The organism is Cytobacillus kochii (assembly GCF_044790165.1).
Classification (GTDB): domain Bacteria; phylum Bacillota; class Bacilli; order Bacillales; family Cytobacillaceae; genus Cytobacillus; species Cytobacillus kochii.
In genome coordinates, this window is sequence record NZ_CP085254.1 from 3263616 (window position 1) to 3288452 (window position 24837).

The 24837-nt window shown below is 36.7% G+C and carries 26 protein-coding genes and 1 other annotated feature; of the genes, 4 read left to right on the forward strand and 22 right to left on the reverse strand.

From position 1 onward, the window contains the following. Positions 1–27: 27 nt before the first annotated feature. From LG276_RS16730 to LG276_RS16745, 4 genes are read right to left on the reverse strand one after another with little or no spacing between them, the layout of a single operon-like run. Positions 28–1515, reverse strand: a complete 1488-nt coding sequence (locus tag LG276_RS16730; RefSeq protein ID WP_224935871.1) for a Na+/H+ antiporter subunit D — start codon at positions 1513–1515, stop codon at positions 28–30. After that, positions 1508–1846, reverse strand: coding sequence for a Na(+)/H(+) antiporter subunit C (locus LG276_RS16735; RefSeq protein WP_095372427.1), 339 nt, complete (start codon positions 1844–1846; stop codon positions 1508–1510). Before LG276_RS16735 ends, LG276_RS16730 begins: the two co-directional genes overlap by 8 nt. A gap of 1 nt (position 1847) precedes the next feature. Further along, the gene (locus LG276_RS16740; RefSeq protein WP_224935870.1) at positions 1848–2273 is read right to left on the reverse strand and encodes a Na(+)/H(+) antiporter subunit B; all 426 of its coding nucleotides are present in this window, start codon (positions 2271–2273) and stop codon (positions 1848–1850) included. Then, entirely contained in the window at positions 2273–4687 is a 2415-nt protein-coding gene (locus LG276_RS16745; protein WP_224935869.1) for a Na+/H+ antiporter subunit A, read from the reverse strand. The genes LG276_RS16740 and LG276_RS16745 overlap by 1 nt, the downstream gene beginning before the upstream one ends. Before the next feature lie 295 nt (positions 4688–4982). Here LG276_RS16745 and LG276_RS16750 point away from each other — a divergent pair, with 295 nt between their 5' ends. Then, the gene (locus LG276_RS16750; RefSeq protein ID WP_095372425.1) at positions 4983–5672 is read left to right on the forward strand and encodes a universal stress protein; all 690 of its coding nucleotides are present in this window, start codon (positions 4983–4985) and stop codon (positions 5670–5672) included. 45 nt (positions 5673–5717) lie between these two features. Here the strand turns inward: LG276_RS16750 and LG276_RS16755 are convergent, their stop codons facing one another. The 8 genes from LG276_RS16755 to nadB all read right to left on the reverse strand — a co-directional run bounded on the left by LG276_RS16755 (position 5718) and on the right by nadB (position 14356). Beyond that, complete coding sequence (locus LG276_RS16755; protein WP_095372424.1) at positions 5718–6281, reverse strand: tyrosine-type recombinase/integrase; 564 nt, start codon at positions 6279–6281, stop codon at positions 5718–5720. Positions 6282–6481: 200 nt separating this feature from the next. Continuing rightward, a complete protein-coding gene (locus tag LG276_RS16760) occupies positions 6482–7000 on the reverse strand; it encodes an intercompartmental signaling factor BofC (RefSeq protein ID WP_224935868.1) in 519 nt (172 codons plus the stop codon). Between the two features lie 202 nt (positions 7001–7202). Further along, positions 7203–7838, reverse strand: a complete 636-nt coding sequence (locus LG276_RS16765) for a YhcN/YlaJ family sporulation lipoprotein (protein ID WP_404292392.1) — start codon at positions 7836–7838, stop codon at positions 7203–7205. A gap of 86 nt (positions 7839–7924) precedes the next feature. Then, positions 7925–8911 carry a phosphotransferase gene (locus tag LG276_RS16770; protein ID WP_404292394.1) on the reverse strand — a complete coding sequence of 329 codons (987 nt, stop codon included), beginning with the start codon at positions 8909–8911 and terminating at the stop codon, positions 7925–7927. Continuing rightward, the gene (safA, locus tag LG276_RS16775) at positions 8886–10517 is read right to left on the reverse strand and encodes a SafA/ExsA family spore coat assembly protein (RefSeq protein ID WP_404292396.1); all 1632 of its coding nucleotides are present in this window, start codon (positions 10515–10517) and stop codon (positions 8886–8888) included. The genes LG276_RS16770 and safA overlap by 26 nt, the downstream gene beginning before the upstream one ends. A 360-nt stretch (positions 10518–10877) precedes the next feature. Continuing rightward, positions 10878–11981: a quinolinate synthase NadA gene (nadA, locus tag LG276_RS16780; RefSeq protein WP_404292398.1), complete on the reverse strand. Its 1104-nt coding sequence runs from the start codon at positions 11979–11981 to the stop codon at positions 10878–10880. Further along, entirely contained in the window at positions 11968–12831 is an 864-nt protein-coding gene (gene nadC / locus LG276_RS16785; protein WP_251162626.1) for a carboxylating nicotinate-nucleotide diphosphorylase, read from the reverse strand. Before nadC ends, nadA begins: the two co-directional genes overlap by 14 nt. Continuing rightward, entirely contained in the window at positions 12785–14356 is a 1572-nt protein-coding gene (nadB, locus tag LG276_RS16790; RefSeq protein WP_404292400.1) for an L-aspartate oxidase, read from the reverse strand. The genes nadC and nadB overlap by 47 nt, the downstream gene beginning before the upstream one ends. A 142-nt stretch (positions 14357–14498) precedes the next feature. Here nadB and LG276_RS16795 point away from each other — a divergent pair, with 142 nt between their 5' ends. Next, the gene (locus LG276_RS16795) at positions 14499–15623 is read left to right on the forward strand and encodes an IscS subfamily cysteine desulfurase (RefSeq protein ID WP_404292402.1); all 1125 of its coding nucleotides are present in this window, start codon (positions 14499–14501) and stop codon (positions 15621–15623) included. Between the two features lie 64 nt (positions 15624–15687). Further along, on the forward strand, positions 15688–16233 hold the full coding sequence (locus LG276_RS16800; protein ID WP_224935860.1) for a transcription repressor NadR: 546 nt from the start codon (positions 15688–15690) through the stop codon (positions 16231–16233). 63 nt (positions 16234–16296) lie between these two features. Here LG276_RS16800 and pheA read toward each other — a convergent pair whose 3' ends face one another. The 10 genes from pheA to LG276_RS16850 form a co-directional block, all read right to left on the reverse strand. Then, the gene (gene pheA / locus LG276_RS16805; protein WP_404292404.1) at positions 16297–17166 is read right to left on the reverse strand and encodes a prephenate dehydratase; all 870 of its coding nucleotides are present in this window, start codon (positions 17164–17166) and stop codon (positions 16297–16299) included. A gap of 341 nt (positions 17167–17507) precedes the next feature. Continuing rightward, on the reverse strand, positions 17508–17963 hold the full coding sequence (locus LG276_RS16810) for an ACT domain-containing protein (RefSeq protein ID WP_095372413.1): 456 nt from the start codon (positions 17961–17963) through the stop codon (positions 17508–17510). 25 nt (positions 17964–17988) lie between these two features. Next, the gene (gene obgE / locus LG276_RS16815) at positions 17989–19278 is read right to left on the reverse strand and encodes a GTPase ObgE (RefSeq protein ID WP_224935858.1); all 1290 of its coding nucleotides are present in this window, start codon (positions 19276–19278) and stop codon (positions 17989–17991) included. Between the two features lie 110 nt (positions 19279–19388). After that, complete coding sequence (locus LG276_RS16820; RefSeq protein ID WP_095372411.1) at positions 19389–19931, reverse strand: sporulation initiation phosphotransferase B; 543 nt, start codon at positions 19929–19931, stop codon at positions 19389–19391. Between the two features lie 267 nt (positions 19932–20198). Next, complete coding sequence (gene rpmA / locus LG276_RS16825; protein ID WP_009333115.1) at positions 20199–20492, reverse strand: 50S ribosomal protein L27; 294 nt, start codon at positions 20490–20492, stop codon at positions 20199–20201. A gap of 12 nt (positions 20493–20504) precedes the next feature. Further along, a complete protein-coding gene (locus LG276_RS16830; RefSeq protein WP_224935857.1) occupies positions 20505–20834 on the reverse strand; it encodes a ribosomal-processing cysteine protease Prp in 330 nt (109 codons plus the stop codon). A gap of 12 nt (positions 20835–20846) precedes the next feature. Further along, on the reverse strand, positions 20847–21155 hold the full coding sequence (gene rplU, locus LG276_RS16835; RefSeq protein WP_095372409.1) for a 50S ribosomal protein L21: 309 nt from the start codon (positions 21153–21155) through the stop codon (positions 20847–20849). A 13-nt stretch (positions 21156–21168) separates the two neighbouring features. Beyond that, positions 21169–21248 (reverse strand) — a sequence feature (ribosomal protein L21 leader region). 55 nt (positions 21249–21303) lie between these two features. Then, positions 21304–22746, reverse strand: a complete 1443-nt coding sequence (locus LG276_RS16840; RefSeq protein ID WP_251162623.1) for an Rne/Rng family ribonuclease — start codon at positions 22744–22746, stop codon at positions 21304–21306. Between the two features lie 17 nt (positions 22747–22763). Further along, positions 22764–23630, reverse strand: a complete 867-nt coding sequence (locus LG276_RS16845) for a M50 family metallopeptidase (protein ID WP_224935855.1) — start codon at positions 23628–23630, stop codon at positions 22764–22766. After that, the gene (locus LG276_RS16850; protein ID WP_404292406.1) at positions 23623–24402 is read right to left on the reverse strand and encodes a peptidoglycan DD-metalloendopeptidase family protein; all 780 of its coding nucleotides are present in this window, start codon (positions 24400–24402) and stop codon (positions 23623–23625) included. The genes LG276_RS16845 and LG276_RS16850 overlap by 8 nt, the downstream gene beginning before the upstream one ends. A gap of 251 nt (positions 24403–24653) precedes the next feature. Between LG276_RS16850 and LG276_RS16855 the strand changes: the two genes are divergently transcribed. Beyond that, positions 24654–24833 (forward strand): hypothetical protein, encoded by a 180-nt coding sequence (locus LG276_RS16855; protein WP_404292408.1) that lies wholly within the window; start codon positions 24654–24656, stop codon positions 24831–24833. The last annotated feature ends 4 nt before the right edge of the window (positions 24834–24837 follow it).

Genomic DNA, 24837 nt, shown 5'->3' on the forward strand with positions numbered 1-24837 from the left:
TCACCGCCCTTTTCTATTAGAATGACATTAATCGCTATACCCTAGTAAAACGGCTTCAATATAAGAAGAAGGATTCATTAAAGATTCAACAGCTATATTCACGTAATCATATAATCCCTCTGCGCCTAATCCAAGTCCAATTGTTAACAAAACGAGTGTTACTATAGGAAACATGACACCTTTCGTACTGCTCTTTTCCATATCTTCTGATAGAATCGTTTCTCCCCAAAAGCTGTTCATAAATATCTTCATGACAGAAAAGAGCACCATCAAACTCGTTATTAATCCAATTGCCCCTAGCCAGTAATAGCCAACCGCAAAGGTTCCTTCTGTTATATATACTTTGCCGATAAAACCGCTTAATGGAGGAATACCCGCTATTGAAAGAGCAACAATAAAGAACATCCATCCTAGATAAGGGTGTGTCTTAATTAGACCACTAATATCATTCAGTTTACTTGTACCTACAAGAGCAATAATCACACCGCCGATAAGGAAAATAACTGCTTTAATCACCATATCGTGAATTAAATAATAGATTGAACCAGTTAATCCTTCATGTGTATACGTAGCTAAGCCTGCTAAAATAAATCCAACACCAACTATGACATTATATGTTAAAATCTTTTTAATATCATTAAAGGCAATGGCACCAATTGCACCGAGCAGCATAGTAATAGCTGCCATAATACCAATAATTAAATGTGTAACCTCTGGTTGATGATAAAAAATCAAAGTAAAGAATCTAAAGATCGCGTATATTCCTACTTTCGTAAGTAGCGCTGCAAAGATTGCCGCTACAGCTGTCGGAGGTGCACTATAAGATCCCGGTAACCAGAAGAATAAGAATAAACCCGCCTTTAAACTAAAGACAAATAAAAACATCATTGCCACTGCAGTAATAATCCCACTCTGCCCTACTTCTCCTACACGTTCTGCTAAATGAGCCATATTAATCGTCCCTGTTACTGAATATAAATATGCAACAGCTGCTAAAAATAGGAAAGATGCTAGAAGGTTGATTAACACATATTTGATAGACTCTCTTAATTGCTTCTTCTCTCCACCTAACGTGATTAATGCATAGGAGGAGATTAACATTACTTCAAAACACACGAATAAGTTAAAAACATCACCTGTAAGAAAAGATCCATTTACTCCTGTAATTAAGAATAGGAACAGCGGATAAAAGTAATGCCTTTCTCGATCCTCACCAATGGAACCAAAAGCAAAGACGAGACAAAGTAGACCAACAATACTTGTTGTCAATAATAGTAGTCCCGAGAACATATCCGCTACCATACTGACACCAAAAGGCGCTTCCCAACCACCTAATTGTAATGTTTGAATACCATTATATTTCACCTGGTAAATCAAAAATCCTGAAATAACTCCCGTAGCTATTAGCGTAAACACACTTAAAATCTTATGGAAAAGTATTTTCTGTCTAAATATGACCATCACTAAACCAATAATAAGAGGTACAATGATCGGCATAATGACTAAGTTATTCATTCTCGTCACCTCTCATTTCTGCAGTGTTATCCGTTCCCAGCTCTTGATAAGCTCGGTAACTTAACACGAGAAACAAGGCTGTCGTTGCGAAATTGATAACTATAGCAGTTAAAATAAGAGCTTGAGGAAGCGCATCCGTAAATGTAGTTGTATCTATCCCCAATAAAGGCGGACCACCACTTTTTAAGCCCCCCATGGTAAGAATAAGCAAATGAACACCATGACTGATAATTGAAGTTCCTAAAATAATTCTTATCAAGCTCTTCGTTAATATTAAATACGTACCAATTGTAAATAAGACACCAATTAAGATCGACATTAATGTTTCCATATTATCGATCCTCACTAATTGTCATAATAATAACCATTGCTGTTCCAATAACAGCTAATGCGACACCAACATCAAATAGTACTGCTGTAGCCAATTCAGTCTTCCCAAAAATCGGCAAATTGAAATAGTCGAAAGCTTGGAATAAAAATGGTTTATCGAATAAAATTCCACCCAAACCAGTAAAAACAGCGATAAGGACACCAACAGCCGTCAATACTTTAAAATCAAATGGAAAGTTAGCTCGGATTGAATCGATATCATATGTCAGAAACAAAAGCGTAAGGGCTGCAGCAAAGGCAAGTCCTCCAATAAATCCGCCACCTGGATTGTGGTGACCAGCTAAAAACAAATAAATCGCAAAGGTAAGAATAATGACCACCGCAACATTCGTTACTGCCCTTAAAATAATATCATTAGGCTTTTTCATTATTTCTCCCTCCTTGAAAACCGTAATTTAATCAGTGTATATACACTTAACGCTGTAATACATAACACAAAGATTTCTAACATCGTATCAATACCCCTGAAATCAACTAATATTGCATTTACGATATTCTTCGCTCCTGCTAATTCATATGAATCCTCATAATAACTTGCTATCGGTTCAAATATTTGTGTACCATTTGCCGAAAACGCGAATACTGTTACCACTGCACCAACCGCAATCGAGATAATTAAATTCAATGGCTTAAATGGCACACCCTTTTTATGCTTTTGCGTTTGCTCTTTGAATTTTGGTAAATGAAAAAAGCAAAGCAAGAATAAGGCTGTAGTGACCGTTTCTACTACTAGTTGAGTTAAAGCTAAATCTGGTGCTCTAAAAATGACGAAAAACAAGGATACTAAATAACCTAAAACACCTAGCGAAATAATAGCAGTCAACCTTGATTTCGCTAATAAAATTGTAAATGCAGCTACTAGCATGGAGAACATAATGGCTAACTCAAAAATGTTCACAGGGGCATCATTGGTCAAATCAATCGTAATAGAATTAGTAATGATTAAAGTACCACCAATTAATAAAACGAAGAATGTAAATATATAAGCAAGATAATCACGCGTGTATCCTGTCATATATTTATTTGTCATACTTGCTGCAATTCTTTGCGATGTTTCCAAGCTATTATTGTATAGGGCATTAATGGTTAAATTTTGTGGATAAAGACGATAAACTTTGGTCCACTTTTTCAACAATAGATACATGATTGTTCCTACGACAACGACGCCGATTGTCATATATAACTCGGCTGAAAATCCATGCCAAGCTGAAATATGAATATTCAGTACACCTTCTTCTATTAAAGAAGGAAGAATCGCTGATACGGCAGGAACTAATAATAAATCAGCAATTACATTAGGAAAGAAGAAAATAACAATAACCAATGAAGCAAGAATAATAGGTGAAATAAGCATGCCTATGGGAGCTTCATGCGCCTTCTTCTCTAAACGATCTGGTTTATATTTCCCTCTAAATGTCTTAAAGACAAGAATCATACTGTATATAAAGGTAAAAACACTCGCAACCCAAGCGATAATTGGAAACAATACACCTAATGTTTCCATATTAAATACATCCATTTCCGTTACTTTAACAACAGATGCAAAAAACATTTCCTTACTTAAAAACCCATTAAACGGTGGTAGACCTGCCATTGCAAATGAACCAATTAAGGCAACTGTAAATGTGATAGGCATAACAGTCATTAAACCACCTAGACGTCTAATATCACGCGTACCAGTTTCATGGTCAACGATACCCACTACCATAAATAAGGCACCTTTAAATGTAGAGTGATTAATCATATGAAATATAGCTGCTGTAATTGCCGCTGCATAAACAGCAGCTTCATTTCCGTAACCGAAATAAAGGGCAGCTGATCCAATCCCAAGCAAGCTCATAATCATTCCCAATTGACTGATGGTGGAATATGCCAGTAATCCTTTTAAATCAATTTGTTTCACAGCGTTGAATGAACCATACAATAGCGTAATTAATCCAACAATTGATATAATCCAAAACCATTCTGCTGTACCACCAAATATGGGAGTTAATCTTGCAACTAAATAAATTCCTGCTTTTACCATTGTTGCTGAATGCAAATAAGCACTAATTGGTGTAGGCGCCTCCATTGCATCAGGTAACCAAATACTAAAAGGAAACTGCGCTGATTTTGTAAAAGCACCTAGTAAAATTAATATCATAGCTGGCAAGAATAAATCATGAGCAATGATTGTCTCACTCATAGCAAACATTTCTCTAATGCTATACGTGTCCGTTATCATCGATAGCATAATAAAACCAGATAACATCGCTAAGCCACCAAAAATCGTAATTAACATTGATTTTTGAGCACCATATCTGGATTTTTCTCTCTCATACCAATAGGCAATTAATAAAAAGGAGGAGATACTCGTTAATTCCCAGAAAACATATAGAACAAGTATATTATCTGAGAATACAAGTCCTAGCATCGCTCCCATAAAAAGAAGGAGATACACATAAAAATTGTGAAGTGCTTCTTTTTCTTTTGATAAATAATAGATCGAATATAAGATAACGAGAGCACCAATACCCGTGATCAGTAATCCAAAAATCAAACTTAATCCATCTACATACATATCTAAATTAATACCAAACGAGGGGATCCATGGTATCGTTTCGTATATTGTTGCTCCTGAGGATATTTTAGGAATTAATTGAAGCAAATAAACGAATATAATAATAGGAATGAGAATAACAAACCAACCTGAATGCAATCTTTTATTGAAGTATTTATATAACAGCGGGACAAAAATCGCAAAAACAAATGGAATTAAAATCATGATGTGCAACATCGTCAACCGTAGTCCCTCCTCCTGAAATGACTGTGAATAGGTGAATATTAATGAAAAAAGCTTTTTAAAAATGGGGGTGACATACTTATTCTGTCTTATGTTAATTTATCCATTACATTAATGTTTTAATTAGGGGAAAATAATGTTTCTAACTATCTTGCCACATTTCAAAAATGGCAGAATTCATTAAATTTCATTTTTTAATTGACTGTTTCATTCGCATAGGATATAGTCATACATAGTTTATTGATATTAAATGTAAATTTTTATGAATTTCACATCTATTTCGAGGTGACAAAACATGAAAAAAATTAAAGGACGTATGGACGAAAGCATTTTAGTATGCGTCTATTATGGACCAAATGGTGAAAGACTTATTCAGCGTGGATGCAAGATTGCAAACATGATGGATTGCCCTTTATATATTTTAACGATTGACCCTAAGCCTTTTGATGATATGGATGCAGAGAAGTCTCATTATATTACGAAATGGCAGCAATTAGCTGAAATGCACAGTGCTGATGCTTTCATTTTAAAAGATAATGAAAGAAGACCTGTTTCCAAAGTTATTGCTGATGTCGCTCGCGAAAAAAATATAACACAAATCATTCTTGGGCAAACGGCTCAAAGCCGCTGGGAGCAAATTGCAAAAGGGTCTATTATTAACTCTCTACTAAGAGAAGTACCTTTTGTCGACCTGCATATTATCTCAGTATCACGATCATTAAAAGATGAAGAAGGTCATTTTGAAAAAGGTGTTCGCGCTTATCTCATTAAGGACGGGGACCATTATCGACTTACTTTCAAATATTCTAATGATGTAGAATATGAAGGTATATTCTTCAAAGATCTCGGTACCGATTTTAATAATGGTGTGTTTAAGTTCATGAAAGATAAAAAAACACTGCAGGTTGAATGTACAGATGATGTCATAAAAGATTTCAAAAACGTTGATATGGCTCCTGAATTTGACGAGGAAGATGAAAAATAAAACTTTCTTTCCTCTTAACGCCTCCCATTATATGGAGGTGTTTTTTTATAAATTGACATCTACTTTTATTAGCTTTTTATCGAATTTATCAATCCCAATATACCTTAACGTTTCAGCTGGCGTATTGTGATTGTATATATTCATTAGAATGGAAATGGCAATCCCTTTCCGATAGGCATGATAACCAAAAGTTTTTCTTAAAGTATGCGTACCGATTTTCCCTTGTACACCAACCTTTTTTGCCGCTTGGTTAATGATACGATAAGCTTGTTGCCTCGTAATAGGTTGTTTGTTCTTTTTAGATTTAAATAAATAATCGTTGTCATTTAATTTAAATAACTTCATATAAGAAGCAAGTTCTTTCAAAATGCTGTTATTTAAATAAAATGCACGAGAGTCACCATTCTTTTCATCCTTAATATATAAAAATTCTTTTAAGCCCTCTTCCTCCCATAAATCTTTAACCTTTAAAAATAATAAATCACTCACTCTTATCCCTGTATTAATCCCTAAGACAAACAGGAGTACATCCCTTTGTGAATGCAATCTTAATTCTGATTTAATTTTGTTAATGTCTTCTATATCCTTAATCGGATCCACAAACTCCACAGGATTTCCTCCTAGAAATTTTAATGTAACTTAATTGTATGTTATCAAAAATTAAGTTACATTACAACTTGTAAGTATACCGTTTAGCCCATTTATTTATATTTTTAAAATTGCTACCATTCTTGATTTTCCTCACTCCAAGAAAAAATAAACTTTTACTCATTCAAAATAGCGACCTTTAAAAGGTCGCTACAGTTCATTTATAAAGAATAGCCGCTAAAAGATTTTAAAACTTCCATGTAATCATTCTTTGACTTAATTGGAATCCCTTGTTTCAACTGCTCGCATTTTTTACTTTCAAGCTTTCCTAAATCAATAGAAAAAAATGATTGAATAATTTGTGCCTTTCTAGGTTTCCCATTAAAAATGGTGAGTACACCATCTTCAGTAATGCCAAAATATCCATTTGCTTTTAATAATGGCGAAATATCATTTACTTGTTGACGAAAAACCATTTCTCCTTTTTTCATATCCATTAATTGCCACTCATCATATTTTGCCCATAAATCTTCAAATGACCATATCGTTTCGCGCACTCGTTCCTGACTAATTTCTCCATCAATATATTCTCTTTCTAAAATAATATCTATTTGTTCTGGTTTAATTTCTTTATTTGTTTGGTTTTCATTCCCACGACTTACAGCTTGGACGCTATTATGAATACTAAAGGGAAAAGTGATGAGTAAGATAATTAAGGTTATCGCACTTAATTTCTTCATTATTGCCCCTCCTTCACCAAGTATATCCACCTCTTCATATTATTTATTTTCTCCACTTTTTTCTTCCTTATACGCATACTCCCCATTGAGCTTATTCACAGGTCTAAAATCAAATAACAAACATTATGTATATCATCTAACTCCATAAAAAATGCACGAACAAATTTATACTCCAAACTTGTTCGTGCTTCATTTATATTGATTACTTTGAATAAAAGACTTCATCAATATTCTCATTTATTTTTTCCATTGGGAGACCTGCTTTTACATCATTATTAATTGTATTTAGGCGAAAGAATTGACTTTCGTTCGTAATAATTCTCACTTTTCTCTCTCCAACAAAGGATTTTACCTTTGAAAAAACCTCTTGTTCAACTTGCTTTTCATCGGCATCTTTATTTAATCTTAAAGCAATTACTAACTTCCCGTCATGCTCTGCCGCTCTCGCTTCTTTTACTTGCTCTACTTCTTCTGCACCATGGATAACTTTTTCAATTAATTCTCCTTCATAAGATTGATAATAGTTAGACCTCGGTACATGATTATACTCAATATGGCCATTATAATTGACATCTGTTTTGCTGAATTTCCCATCTCTTGTTGTATCCGTTTCATCTCCTAGAGAATGATCCATCCACTCTGTTACTGCACCATCATCATCATTTAATAGCTTAAATTTTGATTTTTGATTATGCTGTTCATTCGTATAATAACCCATAGGTACCGTCCCGTTCCGGTTCTCATCTGTCGTCTCACTCGCATCGTTATTCGTACCACAGGCAGCTAAACTCATCGACATCACAACAGCAAAAGGGACAAATAGACTCTTCTTTTGCATTTAACATACCCCCCACTGGTAATATTAGAGATTTTTCATCTCTTTACTATTTTGCAAAAAACAAGGGGCAGTCATACAAATTAGATTTATCCATCTATTCTTTTTTTCAGCTCTTCCACAAATAATTTCCTTTTCTGAAATTGATCAATGGTTAAGGATAATAATGGTCGCATTTTCTTTGGATAAATATAGGTTCGCTCCCGAATACACCTGTTCCATTCCCGAAAGACATCAGTTGGATAAGAAAGAGCGTACAAAGATTGGTTACTAGTAGTGAGTTCCTTTAATTGAGGGAACTTTTCCATTTCATTTATCTCCCAATCAAGCGTTGGCAAAATTCTGTTTGCATACTGTAAATAATCATATTCCTTTTGGCCAATGGATATTAAGTCAAAATCAATTAAAAATAATTGGTTACTATCATCGCGAATAAAATTATGATGAGCCACATCACCGTGAAGTATCACTTCATTCGCCTCTTTTGTATGCTCTTTTTCCCCCATACCAGATAAAGACCAATCTGCCCATGCTAAATATTCAGCCATTATCTCTTTTGGTATAAAATACTTTAAAATACTTTCATTTTTTTTGAATTGCACAGTCCGAATTCTCCATTTATCTTGCTGGTGGTGGGGAGGCAATAATGTAACATAACGATCCTTTAATTTTTTTGAGACATGATGAAATTTGTCAATGAGATCTAACCCTTCTTTACGGTTGGTTTCGTTTTGGTAAGTAAAAGACTGTTCAGAAGGGAGGATATAAAATAAACATCCAAAATAAATTCCATCAAAAAATAACGGTGGATCCTTTGCTAAAGGAAGAAAGGAATAAGTATGAACAAATCCCTCCTTTATTAATGAAGAGGTAAATGTTTCTTGAAGCTTAAACTTATGATACGAATGAAACCCTTTTAATATAAATGGTGTGTGGTTTGTTTCTACTTTAAATACATTTTGCCTGATTTGATTGATTTCCAATATGGTCCATGGTATTTGCTTTTGTAAATAGGAGAGGAGACGACTATGATGATCGTCTCCTTTAACATTATCCTTCGAAGTCACTGCTTTCATCATAGCCTCTTGGCATTCCAAACGGTTGTGCACCACCCATTGGTGCATACCCATATGGGGAACCATGGTGTGGCATCGGACTATAAGGATAGCCAAAACCTTGATTCATCGGTGCTTGATATTGAGGGCCACCACACCCACAATCTTGTGTTCCTGCTACAGTTGGAGGCATTGGCATTTGACTTTGGCTAGGACTTAACGGCATCTGGCTTTGACTTGGACTTAACGGTAATTGTTCTCCTGACTCACTCATACCTTGCACCTGTGGATAGAACGGCATTACACCATGATGATGCATCATATGATGTGGCGGGCATGGCGGTGGACATGGTGGCGGGCATGGATAGCAAGGCTGCTGCATCGCCGGCATCATATAAGTCGGTTGTAGCGGTAATTGCTGATCATACGCTCCTCCTACTTGTGGTGGAAGCTGTGCTTGTTGATCATAGGCACCACTCACTTGCGGCGGGAGTTGTGCTTGCTGATCGTACATACCTCCTACTTGCGGCGGGAGCTGTGCTTGTTGATCATAGGCACTGCCCACTTGCGGCGGGAGCTGTGCTTGTTGATCGTAGGCACCGCCCACTTGCGGCGGGAGCTGTGCTTGCTGATCGTACATCCCTCCTACTTGCGGTGGGAGTTGTGCTTGCTGATCGTACATCCCTCCTACTTGTGGCGACAGTTGTGCCTGTTGTTGATTTTGATATGGTGACATATATGAAGAACTTTCTTCATGATAATTCGGACTCTCTACACCCGCTACCATACCTTGTTGCTGATAAGGGTTATAAGCACCTTGATTTTGTGGATAATAAGGCTGTTGCATGCCAGGTTGGAACATATTAGGGTTGTAAGGATACATAAGTTGATCATAACCTCCTTGAATTTGCTCCTTCCCTTTAATAGAAGGAGATTGTGATGACTCAGTCGACTTAGGTAAGATATTGGTTGGTTTTGGTGGTAGTTGCGGCATAGGTTTCAACGGTTTCTGTTCTTGAACAGGTTTTAATGGCTTTTGTTCTTGAACAGGCTTTAACGGCTTTTGCTCTTGAATAGGCTTTAACGGCTTTTGCTCTTGAACAGGTTTTAATGGCTTTTGCTCTTGAACAGGCTTTAATGGCTTTTGCTCTTGAACAGGTTTTAATGGCTTTTGTTCTTGAACAGGTTTTAATGGCTTTTGTTCTTGAACAGGTTTTAATGGCTTTTGTTCTTGAACAGGTTTTAAAGGTTTTTGTTTTTCGAAATTCATCATATAGTAGTTGTTTATATCGATATCCGGCAGGATTTGTTTAGGCATTTTAGGTTTATACGGTTTTTTCACTTCTTTTTTTACTGCTTCTTTCTTTACTTCTTCCTTCTTTACCTGTTCTTTTGGCATCTCTTTTGGCATTTCTTTTTTAGAGCCTACGTTAATCTTTGTTCCTGATAGGGGTGCTTCCTTCTTAATCATCCCACTTGCGCCTGGTACTTTAATTTTCATACCCGGCATAATCATATCAGGGTTACTTAACTGAGTATTCATCTTTTTAAGCTCTTCGAAATTCACGCCGTACTTCTTCGCAATCTTCCATAGGGTATCACCCTTTTGAACGATATGGATTTTCACGCTGGTTCCCTCCTATACAAAACAAACTTTCATTGATGAGAGCTTTATACCATCAATGATTATAACGAATCGGGATAAAAAGTAGCTGCCTAACACCTATAAATAGGTGCGGGCTCATACCTACTTCTCGACGAGTCCATATATTCTATGAAGGAATGGGCAAATTGCTAATAATCTTCAAAAAAACTTATGCAGAAATCATGAAAATTATGATAAACATTATAGGAAAGCACAAAAAAAAGGATTTTTTTAATGAAAATTCTGAACAGACTTATGAAAATGATTTTTTGTCCACAGAAACATCTATTAATTAATTTACCCATAAAAAAACTACCTAATGAAAGGTAGCCTTATTTCAATTTATTTTATCACCAACATGCGTGCTAAAGCTTGTTTTGCTCCTACAGCGATTTGATCATCAACCTTGATTTGATTTATGGGTTCGCCTTTCTCCAACATTTCTAAATTCCATGCCAAATGCATTAAATCAATGCGATTCATTGTCATACATGGACACATATGTGGATTTAATGAAACAATTTGTTTATCTGGATGTGATTGAATGAGACGATTGACTAAGTTCATTTCAGTGCCAATTGCCCACTGAGAACCTGGCTCACTCTTTTCTATTGCCTGAATAATATCATTCGTAGAACCATCCATATCAGACCGCTCAACAACTTCTCTTCTACACTCAGGATGAACAATTATTTTCATTTCTGGTCTGTTTTTTCGTATATCTTCGATGTTCCTTACTGTAAAATTCTCGTGAACTGAGCAATGACCTTTCCATAAAATCACTTTGACCTGCTCATTTCCTCCCTCAAATTCTAATCTATGTTGAATCGGATCCCAGACTGCCATTTCATCTAAAGAAATACCTAACTTATAGGCTGTATTTCTGCCAAGATGTTGATCCGGCAAGAACAAAATCCTTTCCTTTTGTTGGAGCGCCCATTTTACCATTTCTTCTGCATTAGAAGAAGTAACGGTTGCCCCACCATGTTCACCTACAAATGATTTGATGGCAGCTGTTGAATTTACATAAGTAAGCGGTAAAATGGTCTCCCCAAATCGTTCAGTTAATAGATGCCATCCTCTTTCTGTTTGATGGATATTAGCCATATCAGCCATGGAACAGCCCGCTCTCATATCCGGTAAATAGACTTTTTGATTTTTAGTTGTTAGGATATCGGCTGTTTCTGCCATAAAATGTACACCGCAAAACACGATAAACTCAGCTCGGGTATTCTGCGCACAAAATTGTGCTAATTTTAATGAATCACCTGTACTATCAGCAAATTGTATCACTTCATCTTTTTGATAATGGTGCCCTGGAATATACAGCTTGTCTCCAAATGTATCCTTCACGCGACGCACAATATTTTCTAACTGCACATTAGATAAAGAACGGTATTTTTCTGGTAAAATCGTTTGTTTTTCAATCGTGTCAAATAGATTCATTTCGTTTCTCCTTCTCGATCACAGACATTCTCACACTAATATCAAGTGCGGCAACAGAATGTGTTAAAGCACCAATTGAAATATAGTCAACACCTGTTTGCCCATACTTATGAAGTTCCTCTAAACCGATACCTCCTGAAGCCTCGGTTATAACACCTTTCGGCACATAAGTTATCCAATCTTCTATTTCTCTAGGTGTACAATTATCAAACATAATGACATCTACGCCAGCAGCAATCGCTTCATTCAATTGCGCTATACTCTCAATTTCGACCTCTATCTTAACCATATGACCAATCTTTGACTTCACACTTTCTACTGCTTTACTTATCGAGCCTGCAAAGCTTATATGATTATCTTTAATCATAACCGCATCATATAACCCGTAGCGGTGATTATAACCACCACCTGTTCGAACTGCATATTTCTCAAGCATCCTTAATCCAGGTGTTGTTTTTCTTGTATCGACAATGCGTGTATGTGTGCTATTTAATAAATCAACCGCTTTCTTTGTTTTCGTTGCGACTGCACACATTCGTTGCACCAAATTTAAAATTACACGTTCTCCCTTTAAAAGTGCTGAGATTGGTCCATACACTTTAAGCAAGACTTCTCCTTGATTAAACCACTCACCTTCCTGTTTGAAGAATTCAAAATGGCATTCATTAGATAACATGGGGAAGCCTACTGTTATGACCTCTCTACCGCAAAACACACCTCTATCCTTCGCTAGAAAAGTAATTGCACCTCTTTCGTGTTCTCCAAAGATCAATTCTGTCGTTAAATCTCTTTCACCAATATCTTCAATGAAGTAATGCTCTAATTGTTTGCGAAGTTTCAATGTATTCATCATGATCACCTTTCTTTTCATGCTTAATTTCTTGTTTCAACCATTCTTCCATTTCAATAGGAAAGTCCTCACGAAAATGTCCCCCTCTACTTTCATTCCGTTTAAGGGCTGATTTCGTAATGCATCTTGATATTTCCATCATAAAAACGATTTCAATTTCCTCTTGTGATAAATAATCTAATGATTGCGGGAGATGAAAATGATTGAGATAACGTAACTGATCTTGTAAGTTGGCCTTATTCCTTACTATGCCAACATATTCCATCATTCGATTTTGAATATCTTCTTTTGCAGGTAATCTTCCTTGGATATTCTCTTTCTTAATTTCAAAACGATAATCCCTTCTTTTACCTACGTCATAATCCTTACTCTTATTTATTTGCTGAGCCACTTTTTTACCAAAATACAAACCTTCTAAAAGAGAGTTACTAGCTAAACGATTGGCACCATGCACGCCCGTCCTTGCCACTTCCCCAATTGCATAAAGATGAGCAATACTTGTTTCGCCACTATCATTGGTCTTGACCCCACCCATAAGAAAGTGGGCACCAGGCGATACTGGTATTAATTGATTTTCAACAATAACGCCATTGGCTTCACATAATTTACTAATAGTCGGAAATCGAGTAGTGAATCGTGCCACCTGCTGGATATTTAAATAAACTTTTCTACCTTGCTTCATAGCTTGATAAATTTCTTGAGCGACAATATGCCTCGGAGCCAAATCCTCAAGTGGGTGAATACCCTTCATTATCGGAATTCCTTGTTCATCAACTAAAACGCCACCTTCCCCACGAACAGCTTCAGAAATAAGACCTTTCGTTTCACCATCCACGTATAATAAAGTCGGATGGAATTGAATAAATTCAAGATCCGTTAATATAGCCCCTGCCCGATGTGCAAGAGCTAAACCATCACCGGTAACAACAGGGCTATTAGATGTATATTGAAACAGCTGACCACACCCACCAGTTGCTAAAACCACATGTTTGGCGAAAATGATATGGGTTTCGTCTTCTTTTTTTACTTTTACGCCATAGCAAATTTTTCGTTTAACGAGGAGCTCATAAACAAATGCATTTGTTATTACTTCAATATGTCTAGGTAATTGACTGATCATAAAATCAACAAGATGCTTCCCCGTCGCATCGCCGCCACTATGCACAATTCTTTTTTTACAATGCGCTCCTTCTAACCCAAGTGATAATTCCCCGTTTGTATTCTCATCAAATGGAAAGCCTTGTGCACTTAACTCATGAATTAAATCAGGCGCCTCCTTTGTTAAAGCTTCCACAACCTGTTCCTCATTGTGATAGCGTCCAGCATTCAAAGTATCTTGTAGATGGAATGCCCAATCATCCTCTTTACTGAGCGAAGCAGCAACCCCTCCTTGTGCTAAATAAGAATTACTACTTCTGATATCTGACTTTGTGATAATTATCACATGCAAATCATTACGTATTTTTTGTGCTAATTGAAGAGCAGCTAGACCACTCCCAATAATAACCACATCTAAACTTTTCATTGTGATCCTCCTGACAGTAAACTATTCAGGTTAAATTAACATATGTCTTGACACCTATATTTACACAGATTTAAACTGATGACAAGAGTTTTTAACAATATTTATTTCTCCTTCTATCAAAAACAAAGGAATGAAGCCATTTATGATTTACTTAGACTATGCCGCCACCTGCCCCTTATCAAAAGAAGCGGCAGATGCATATGTAAGAACTGCTACTGAATTCTATGGAAACACAGAAAGCTTTCATGATATAGGCAGTCGGGCACATGATTTACTAGAACAATGCCGTTTGACACTAGCTTCTTTTCTACATGTACCGAGTAGTGGAATTTATTTTACAAGTGGAGGGACGGAAAGTAACCTTATTTGTATCCGATCTCTTTTAACCTTAACGGATACAAAAGGACATATTATTACCACTTTAGCTGAGCACTCTTCTATTTCTAACTTTTTATCTATACTTGAAGATAATGGTTATGAGGTGACTTATCTACCATTTGATCATAATGGTCAAATTGATTGTAAGCAATTCGCGGCCGCTATTAGGCCAGATACCATTCTTGCTATTATTCAACATGCCAATAGTGAACTTGGTTCAATCCAACCAATCGAGGAAGTAAGCGCATTATGTAAAATTCATCAAATCTTCCTTCATTGTGACTGTGTCCATTCCTTTACGAAAGTAGATATCACTCATATGAGCCAAGCCGTTGATAGTCTTGCTATATCTGCCCATAAATTTTACGGACCAAAAGGAGCAGGTTTAGCCTATATACATCCTGCACATCCCATTCGTGGCTTACTACCTAATACTTCACATGAAAAGGGATTGAGGCCAGGTACAGTCAATCTACCAGCTATAGTCGCTATGACAATAGCTGCAGATGAAAGCATGAAAACATGGAAACAAACAAGAACGCACGCACAAATCCTTCGCGAAGCTTTCATCACTCATTGTGCCCATTTTGACTCTATTATTTATGAGGCACCAAGAGAAAGACAAATCCCATCTACTATAGGGATGCGAATACCTGGAATTGAAGGACAGTATGTGATGTTAGAAGCGAACCGCAAAGGCTTTTGCATTGCTACTGGCAGTGCTTGTGCGACCAATGCGCAAATGCCATCCACAGCTATGTCTGCCATCGGGGTTAATGGAAAAGCAGCGAAAGAATTTTTCAGAATATCTACTGGAACAGAAACCTCGAAAGAACAATTAATCGCACTTGCCGAATTTCTAGCAACATTAAAGGAAAGCATGGGATAACTTTATTTATACTGGATTCCTATGGTAAAATTATTGATTATGGTTATAGTAGAGGGGATTAAGAATGAGCGAACAAAAAAAGGTGCTTGGAGAAGACAGACGGATGAAACTACTCCAATTATTGAAGGAAAGTGAAGAGCCTATTACAGGTAGTGAACTAGCAGCAAAATACCATGTTAGCAGACAAGTAATCGTTGGTGATATTACACTGTTAAAAGCAAGAAATGAACCAATTATTGCCACAAGTCAAGGATACTTAAGATTAAATCATACTTCACCACATCCGGTAGCTACAAGAACAATAGCTAGTAACCATTCACCTGAACAAACAGAAGAAGAGTTAAACTTACTTGTTGATCATGGCGTCACCGTAAAAGATGTCACCATCGAGCATCCAGTATATGGTGATTTGACAGCATCTATTATGGTTTCTGACCGCAAAGAAGTAAAACAGTTTATGAAGAAAATTCATTCTACTCAATCTAGTTATTTATCAGAATTAACAGGTGGGATTCATTTACACACGATTACGAGCAGCAGTGAAGCAAAGCTTGATGAAGCAGAAGAGGCATTGAAAAAATCAGGATTTCTTATCGAAATAGATACATAATACTTGCTAGGAAATGGTACTTTATAAAAAGAAAGTAGAGCATGCACTCTACTTTCTTTTTTGTTATTTGTGAGTCAATTCTTCTATCTTCCCGAGTTGATATGAAGGATAACTACCTAAAATTTGCACTTTGCAACCTAAAGCCTCTAATTCCGCTTTCACGCCTGGAATAAGCACATCATCTATTTTCTGGTCGATATCAATAATAAAGAAATAATTCCCTAATCCTGTTTTCATTGGTCTTGACTCGATTTTTGATAAATTTAAATTTCTCCATGAAAAGGCAGATAGCACTTGGTGAAGGGCCCCAGCACGATCATCAGGTAACGAGACCATTACAGTTGTCTTATATCCTTTTGACTTCTGCGCTGTCTTGAGGTGACAATCTTGCTTTGCCACTACAATAAACCGTGTATGATTATGTGAATAATCATGAATATCTTTGTGAGCTATGGTTAATTGATATTCTTCTGCTGCTAAAGCATTGGCTATTGCAGCAACCTTTTCGTCAGGATGTTCACTTACATATTTTGCAGCTGCAGCCGTTGATGTCATATTAACAAGTTCAACATCTTTTAAAGTCGAATGTAGGAACCGATGGCATTGTGCAATCGCATGAGAATGACTATATACCGTTTGAATATCTTCTAGTTTTTGGCTAGGGTGAATAAGTAAATGTTGTCTAATAGGGATGGTCATTTCACCCACAATTGGGTGAAGTGCCTCATGAACTAAATAATCTAAAGTAATATTAACTGATCCTTCTAAAGCATTTTCAATTGGTACAACAGCTAAATCAATTTCATCATTTGCTAAAGAATCTAAACAAGCAGGAATGGTCGCTTGTGGAATTGCTCTATCTTCTGGAAATAACCCGCGAACGGCTATATCTGTAAAAGTAGCAACTGGTCCTAAGAAGCCTATTTTTTTCATTGTGAACACCTTTCATCAGTAGCTTCATTCTATGTAGCCACAACAAATTTGAATTATGAAAAAACTCATTATACTATACTTTAACACTTTAGTTTATGGATGTAAAAGAGGTTTTTTATCTTTTTTATAAGATATCTTTCTTTTTAAAATCGAGATCGTTTATATGAACTGTCGATGCGTAAACCTATACGTTTTGACTTGCCTATTATTTCATTGCCTCTGACTCGTTTCTACATGTACGTTTGAAACTTCACCAGTTTATTTTACTAAGCTGTTCGAGTAATTCATTTTAGGTATAATAATCCCCTTATTAAAATGAATAAGACGCAAGAGTTTTTAACTCATGCGCCTGAACTTAATACTTCTACTTTATCTACAAATTCTAGTTTCCTTAAATCGGATAATAAATGATCGATTCCTACCGCCATATCAGCAACATTTAGTGATAAGGTGACATTGGCACGACCTAAAATCGGAATGGTTTGATGGATGGTTAATACATTACAACCTGATCCAGCCACAATACTTAATAATTGTGACAATGTGCCCGACCGATCCTCCAAATGAAAAAACAATGTAATAATTCTTTCCTTCACGATTGTATGAAAAGGAAAAACAGTATCGCGATATTTATAAAATGCGCTGCGACTCAAATCTACCTTATGGACAGCGTCCCAGACAGACTCTGCTTTTCCCCTTTCAATCATTTCTTTTGCATCCAAAGTCTTTTTCATAGCCTCAGGCAATACATCTTCTCGGACAAGGAAGAATTTTTTATCTAATTTATCCTGTTTCATCTTTCACCTCATTGAAATTTTAAGGTTAGTCAATAAATTCAAATTCATAATCTAATAACTTGACGATATCCCCGTCTTTTGCACCTTTTTCGCGTAATGCTTCATCTACACCCATGCCTCTTAATTGACGGGCGAAACGTCTAACCGATTCATCTCTGCTAAAATCAGTCATCTTAAATAATTTCTCAACTGCATCACCAGACACAATAAAGTCACCAGCTGAATCTCTTGTAATCGTAAATTCTACTTGATCTGCTTCATGTTTATAAAGTACACGGTGAACACCTGTATCCTCTTCTTCATGTTCAAGTGGGAATTCTGGTGTTTCTTCTACCTTATCTGCAATCGCAAATAATAGCTCACGTAGACCAGATCTTGTAACAGCAGAGATCGGGAAAATTGGATACTCCTCTTCAAGTTGCTCCTTAAATGCCGCTAAGTGTTCTTCTGCATCAGGCATGTCCATCTTGTTAGCTACAATAATTTGTGGACGTTCTGTTAAACGTAAATTATATTCCTGTAATTCATTATTGATTGTCACATAATCTTCGTAAGGATCTCTGCCTTCCATTCCTGACATATCAATCACATGAACAATTACTCGTGTACGTTCAATATGTCTTAAAAATTGATGTCCAAGGCCAACTCCAGAATGAGCACCTTCAATTAACCCAGGTAAATCAGCCATGACAAAACTACGATTATCTTCTGTTTCTACCATACCCAAATTAGGAACGATTGTCGTAAAATGATACGCGCCAATTTTCGGCCTAGCAGCAGAAACGACAGAAAGTAAAGTCGACTTACCAACACTTGGGAATCCAACTAGCCCAACATCTGCAAGCAATTTCAACTCAAGCATAACTTCTCTATCTTGACCTGGCTCTCCATGTTCTGATAATTCCGGTGCAGGATTGGCAGGTGTAGCGAACCTTGAATTTCCACGACCTCCACGGCCACCTTTTGCTATGATTGCCTGTTGGCCATGCTCAGTTAAATCTGCAATTACTTCACCAGTCTCAGCATCTGTAACCACAGTTCCCGGCGGTACTTTTATAATCATGTCCTTCGAGTTTCTGCCATGCTGATTTTTAGACATTCCGTGCTCACCACGTTCCGCTTTGAAATGTCGTTTATATCTAAAATCCATTAGCGTTCTTAAACCTTCTTCAACAATAAAGACAACATTCGCGCCCTTACCACCGTCCCCACCAGCTGGACCGCCTTTAGGAACATATTTTTCACGACGAAAGGCTACCATTCCGTTCCCACCGTCGCCACCTTTTACATACACCTTGACCTGATCGACAAACATAAGATCTATTTCCTCCTATTCAAAAGATGCACATGAATATGAACACCCATGACTCTCGCTGTTTATAATATCTTTTACTGACTAGCTTTTTACTATTAAATAAATCCACTTTACTTCTCTTCAAAAAGAACAAAGAAATCAAATGATATTTCATCTTCTGTTAAGCGCCTCACTGTAAGCCCCATACTTGTTGATTGCTCTAGTAAAAATAAGCGAATCTGCTGCATATAAGTAATTGTTCCACTAAAATCAAAAAAGAAACGGACACCCTGCTTTTCTGGATTAATTGATATAGATAAATGATTATCAGCAAATGGCTGTACAGCATCATTTAAGCAAGAGAAAAAAGATCTTGTCCAATCAGTTAAACTTTTATCATCCAGTTGATCACATTTGAATACTTCATAAACGTCATACTCTAATTGAAATTTTGGATTTCGCCAATTGTACGTAAATAAAAGTGAAGCAAATTGAGGCATTTGTAGGTTTGATAACTTTGCCTCTTGTTGCGCTTCCACAACAATTTCATCAATAATTTCTTTTGCCCGTTCCACCTTATTTAAGCTTAAATTGCCTTTAATTAGTTGTATTTTATTTAACCAATCATGCCTTGCATGACGTAGCACTTCAACAATATCCCAATCTTTTTCCATAATTGACTCCTACATCTTCTTTTATGGTCCTCAGCCATTACATTGATATGGTGTTAGTATAACAAAAAAAACCCATAGCCGTATGTACCTTAGCAAAAAGAAAGGTAAGAATTTTTAAATCTGCCCCTATATTTAAGGTTCCATCAATAGAATTGCATAAAAAGTAGCGGACTTTTATCAAAAGAGGACAGTTTGAGGAGAATATATGTGGGATGAATGACATGAAGAGAACTCTAACCATTAATGGTTAGAGTTCTCCACTCAATCTTATGCTTCTTGAGCTGCAGGGTATACGCTAACTTGCTTACGGTCACGTCCAAGACGCTCAAATTTTACAACTCCGTCCACTTTCGCGAAAAGAGTATCGTCTCCACCTTTACCCACGTTTACACCTGGGTAAATTTTCGTACCGCGTTGACGGTAAAGAATAGAACCACCAGTAACGAATTGACCATCTGCACGCTTAGCACCTAAGCGCTTAGAGATTGAGTCACGTCCGTTCTTTGTAGAACCTACTCCTTTTTTAGATGCGAACAACTGAAGATCTAATTTTAATAGCATGAAATCCACCTCCTACTGTTTGAAGGTTATTTTTATATTTTCCGGATAGTTCTCAACGATCGTTTGCAATGAGACAACCATTCCCTCGAGCAATAATTGGACTTTTTCTTCTATATCTTGAGCAAGATCGCTCGGAAGAATACAGGATAATAGTCCAGATTCCATTTGAATATGCGGGGTAACTCCCGCTAACTGATGGATGCTATTAACGCACCCAACTGAAACAGCTGATACACCTGCACAGACAATGTCCTCACCATTATTAGCAAACAGGGCATGACCACTTATTTCAAATGATTGTATGAGTCCAGAACGATTACGATGAATGCTTACATCAATCATCAATCATCAACCTTATGCGTTGATTTTATCAATCACAACTTTAGTGTACGGTTGACGGTGACCTTGTTTCTTATGATAGTTTTTCTTTGCTTTGTATTTGAATACAGTGATTTTCTTCGCACGACCTTGTTTTTCAACTTTAGCCGTAACTGAAGCACCATCAACAACTGGGCTTCCAACTTTCACACTGTCTCCACCTACGAAAAGAACCTTTTCAAAAGTAACTGTTTCGCCTGCTTCTGCGTTAAGCTTTTCGATGTAGATTGTTTGACCTTCTTCTACACGGATTTGCTTACCACCAGTTTCAATAATTGCGTACATAACTGCACCTCCTCTTAAGACTAAGACTCGCCATCCCAGGTGTCCTGCCAAAGCAGAAGCTTAATGACCTTTTCTGCGCGGTTGTAGCATGGGCGCTACAAACATAACATCAAAATGTTATCATACACATACTGTACTGTCAATACGATTACACTTGCATTTCTTTCAAAGGACCAAATCTTTTTATATGATAGCTTGGTTTTGGGCGATCAATGAAATCGAAAACAATGTGTTTCGCACAGCTTTCTTCTAATTGCTGTAACTCCTCTTTAGTGTATACAGCCACGACATCCCTTGTCACCTCTATAAGAACCGCTTCCTCATCACGGGTCCGATACGACCACAATTCTCTCTCTAACCGAAAGGCAACCGTTTCTGCGCGCAATACCTTACCCGTCCCATGACAAACTGTACAATTCTCTTGTAAAGCTTCAGAAAGAGACACCTTCGTTTTCTTTCTCGTCAATTGTAAAATACCAAGAGGTGTAAATCCAATTACTTTTATTTGTCTTTCATCGGTAGCTAGGGCCTCTTTTATAACAGATAAAATATGTATTCTATCCTGCTCTTTTTCCATACTAATAAAATCTATCAGTATCATTCCTGCTAAGTCCCTGATACGTATTTGTCTCGCTACCTCCCTTGCCGCTAATTCATTTGTTTTTAAGACCGTATCTTGCAATTGGTGTTTTCCAGAAAATTTACCTGTGTTCACATCAATAATAGCTAACGCTTCTGTTTCATCAAAAATCAGATAAGCACCATTATCTAACCACACAATTCTTTTTAATGCTTTTTCAATTTCACGTTCGAGACCATAGGCTGTGAAGATAGCTTCTTGATTCGTATGAAGTTGAAATGTGACATTGTCTTTAGGTTGTAACTGCTTTTTGACAGTAGCATCATCCACAATTACTTCCCCACTTTTCATTTTTTGTATGACTTGACGTAATTTATGTAAAAATTGATCTTCTGTTTGAACTACACCGGGTCTTTTTATTAAGAGAGAGGCGGCATGGAGTTGCTGATATTTTACACGCAATTGTGTTAATTCTTTTTCCAGTACAGCCATATCAACATCTTTCGCAGCAGTCCTAATCACTAGACCTTCCTTTGCTTCGAGCAACCTCGCACAGTTTTGCTTTAATTGTTCTCTGACACTCTGATTAGTAATTTTCTTGGATACAGCAAGATAATTCCCAAACGGCAAATAGACCATATAATTGCCTTGCAATTCAACGATCCCAGTTAACCTTGGTCCTTTCGTTCCCGTTTGATCCTTTTCTACTTGTACAAGTAACCTTTCCCCTTGATGGACAAAAGAAGAAAGGTTACGTTTTTCCTTCTTATCATCATCTTCAAGTGCATAACTTTGTAATTTATCCTTATGCAAAAAGCCACTCTTTTCTTCACCAATATTGACAAAGAGTGCATTTAACCCCGGCATTACCTTTTCAACTATGCCTAGATAGATATTCCCTACTTTTGTCTCGAGTTGTAAAGGTTCAATATACAATTCTTCAACTTCATTTTGATCGAGCAGGGCATACCTTTTTTCTCTATTTATTGTATTGATCACTAATCTTTTCAAATCTACTTTCCTCGCTTCTAATAAACATACACTAAGTCACTTATTTGAGCTGACACATTCTTTTCCGCAAAGTACGCATGTAATAACTCATTTTCATCTAGCACACTCTTTTCTTTATTCCCCGTCTCAACAATAATCGAGTGTTTACAACCACGTTGAAATTTCTCGAGCACTTTCATGATTGGTTCAGATTCTTGAACGACTAACGGTTTTAATTTACGTAGTTCACTATGCTTTCCATAGTATCGTTCCAATAAGAACCGCATAAATATATATCTGCGCTGTTTCCATTCATAGTATAAGGAAAAAAGTAAGAATGCAAGGATGATGCAAATATTAATATTAAAAGGGAGAATCCAAAGAGAAGCAATTAAAAACAATATGAGCATAAAAATAGACAGCTGTAACGCCTTCCTATGTGCATCACCAAATGCATAAAAATAAGACAAATACAAAAAGACTAGTTTTCCACCATCCAATGGCCAAATCGGAAGCAAATTAAAAAGTAAGATCATCAAGTTATACTGGACAAACAAAGAAAAGAACTCAGGTGTGACTAGCTGCCATTCAAAACATAGGAAGGCAACAGCAATCATCCAAACATGCTGTATAGGCCCTGCTAAAATTACCATTAACTCTTCTTTTAATGGACGATTGCCATGTTCGTCCATCTCTGCCACACCGCCAAATGGAAGTAACACAATGCTTTTTATTCTCCAAGAAAAAAACTGTGCGGCCACAGCATGTCCTATTTCATGAACAAAAATAATCAATAGTAAAAGAAAAAGCTCGTTGAAATGAGAAGTGATAATAGCTAATCCGACTACCAACCAGAGTAAAGGATGGATACGTATCTGCTTAAAAAGTAAGATCCATTTATTCAAAAGGAATCACCTGTGAAGGATCAACAAAGTCATCCCCTTTTTTAATGGCAAAATAAAACAGGCCTTTCCCATCCTCTTTAGTAGCCGCTTCTCCTACTTCTGCACTTTTTTCAACATAGTCATATGCTTTTACATCAATTTCAGCTAAATTCCCATACCAAGATTGAGTTTGATCGGCATGTTGAATGATAACGGTTTGTCCAAACCCAGGTTTTTCGCCAATAAATTCAACGACTCCTCCATTTGCAGCCTCTACTTTCTCACCCATGTTTGTTTCAATCGAAATTTTTTGACCATCTTGCTCAAAGGCTTGTAATACCTTGCCTGTTGCTGGTAAGCTTGGTTGCGCTTCCTCAACAGATTCTTCTGTCTGTTTCTGCTTTGGCAAAAGGGCAAAGGTTTGTCCGAATTGCTCTTCATACCAATTAATAACAGTAGCAAACTGAAAATTCTTATCCATTGCCTCTACAACAAAGGCTTTCGGCTTTTCAAAAATTGCTCCATCATTTTTAAACATAATGGCCACTATGAGGAATAAGCAGGCTGATACGAGCACTTTAAATAGAAAAACTTCCTTTTTAAATAATGGGTGATTCGTATTTGAATCTTTAGGAGGTGGACTATCATATGAGGGAAGTTGGTCAAATCCATGCCTCTCCTCATCTTGCAACCAATTCATTTTTTTCGATTTTTTTTGAACAGGCTTATTCTTCTCCATCTCTTTTTTTCTTTTAGCCATCCGTTTTCTTATATCATCAGCTCTTGAGCTCATTATAACTTCCCACCTATTCATCAGCATTTGTACAAGTCTATGATGAGAATTTTTTAAGTATGACAGATAGATAAGGGAGAAGTTTTTTTGTGTTGTCAAACACCTAGTTGTAGTTGGAAAGCTACCCTCTTATAAATGATCACTATATCTGTGTTTATTCTTAGACTGTTGATAGTGAATCCTTTTATTATGAACGATCTAACTCTTAGAGTGCTTTCTATAGAAGAAGATAGGGGTACTAACAGGGGTAATTGACTATACGTCGCTTTTTTGATAAAAAGCTTACATTTCTGCAATTGAATGGCTTCTTCATGGATGGTGCATTTGGACCGTTTGCTGTACTTCTTATTATTCTTAGCAGAATATTCCATATTCCTATTTCTTTTCCCATGACAAATATTAAGAAATCCTTAGTGACAACAGATCACTAAGGAT

What these genes read in the sequence shown, in the direction of transcription:
- LG276_RS16730 (WP_224935871.1), bottom strand. Translation starts at nt 1,515, where the DNA reads ATGAATAACTTAGTCATTATGCCGATCATTGTACCTCTTATTATTGGT.
- obgE (WP_224935858.1), bottom strand. Translation starts at nt 19,278, where the DNA reads ATGTTTGTCGATCAGGTCAAGGTGTATGTAAAAGGTGGCGACGGTGGG.
- LG276_RS16750 (WP_095372425.1), top strand. Translation starts at nt 4,983, where the DNA reads ATGAAAAAAATTAAAGGACGTATGGACGAAAGCATTTTAGTATGCGTC.
- LG276_RS16800 (WP_224935860.1), top strand. Translation starts at nt 15,688, where the DNA reads ATGAGCGAACAAAAAAAGGTGCTTGGAGAAGACAGACGGATGAAACTA.
- LG276_RS16820 (WP_095372411.1), bottom strand. Translation starts at nt 19,931, where the DNA reads ATGGAAAAAGATTGGGATATTGTTGAAGTGCTACGTCATGCAAGGCAT.
- LG276_RS16765 (WP_404292392.1), bottom strand. Translation starts at nt 7,838, where the DNA reads ATGCAAAAGAAGAGTCTATTTGTCCCTTTTGCTGTTGTGATGTCGATG.
- nadC (WP_251162626.1), bottom strand. Translation starts at nt 12,831, where the DNA reads ATGAATACATTGAAACTTCGCAAACAATTAGAGCATTACTTCATTGAA.
- rpmA (WP_009333115.1), bottom strand. Translation starts at nt 20,492, where the DNA reads ATGCTATTAAAATTAGATCTTCAGTTGTTCGCATCTAAAAAAGGAGTA.
- rplU (WP_095372409.1), bottom strand. Translation starts at nt 21,155, where the DNA reads ATGTACGCAATTATTGAAACTGGTGGTAAGCAAATCCGTGTAGAAGAA.
- LG276_RS16830 (WP_224935857.1), bottom strand. Translation starts at nt 20,834, where the DNA reads ATGATTGATGTAAGCATTCATCGTAATCGTTCTGGACTCATACAATCA.
- LG276_RS16740 (WP_224935870.1), bottom strand. Translation starts at nt 2,273, where the DNA reads ATGAAAAAGCCTAATGATATTATTTTAAGGGCAGTAACGAATGTTGCG.
- LG276_RS16760 (WP_224935868.1), bottom strand. Translation starts at nt 7,000, where the DNA reads ATGAAGAAATTAAGTGCGATAACCTTAATTATCTTACTCATCACTTTT.
- LG276_RS16810 (WP_095372413.1), bottom strand. Translation starts at nt 17,963, where the DNA reads ATGAAACAGGATAAATTAGATAAAAAATTCTTCCTTGTCCGAGAAGAT.
- LG276_RS16735 (WP_095372427.1), bottom strand. Translation starts at nt 1,846, where the DNA reads ATGGAAACATTAATGTCGATCTTAATTGGTGTCTTATTTACAATTGGT.
- nadA (WP_404292398.1), bottom strand. Translation starts at nt 11,981, where the DNA reads ATGAATCTATTTGACACGATTGAAAAACAAACGATTTTACCAGAAAAA.
- LG276_RS16795 (WP_404292402.1), top strand. Translation starts at nt 14,499, where the DNA reads ATGATTTACTTAGACTATGCCGCCACCTGCCCCTTATCAAAAGAAGCG.
- pheA (WP_404292404.1), bottom strand. Translation starts at nt 17,166, where the DNA reads ATGAAAAAAATAGGCTTCTTAGGACCAGTTGCTACTTTTACAGATATA.
- LG276_RS16850 (WP_404292406.1), bottom strand. Translation starts at nt 24,402, where the DNA reads ATGAGCTCAAGAGCTGATGATATAAGAAAACGGATGGCTAAAAGAAAA.
- LG276_RS16770 (WP_404292394.1), bottom strand. Translation starts at nt 8,911, where the DNA reads ATGAAAGCAGTGACTTCGAAGGATAATGTTAAAGGAGACGATCATCAT.
- nadB (WP_404292400.1), bottom strand. Translation starts at nt 14,356, where the DNA reads ATGAAAAGTTTAGATGTGGTTATTATTGGGAGTGGTCTAGCTGCTCTT.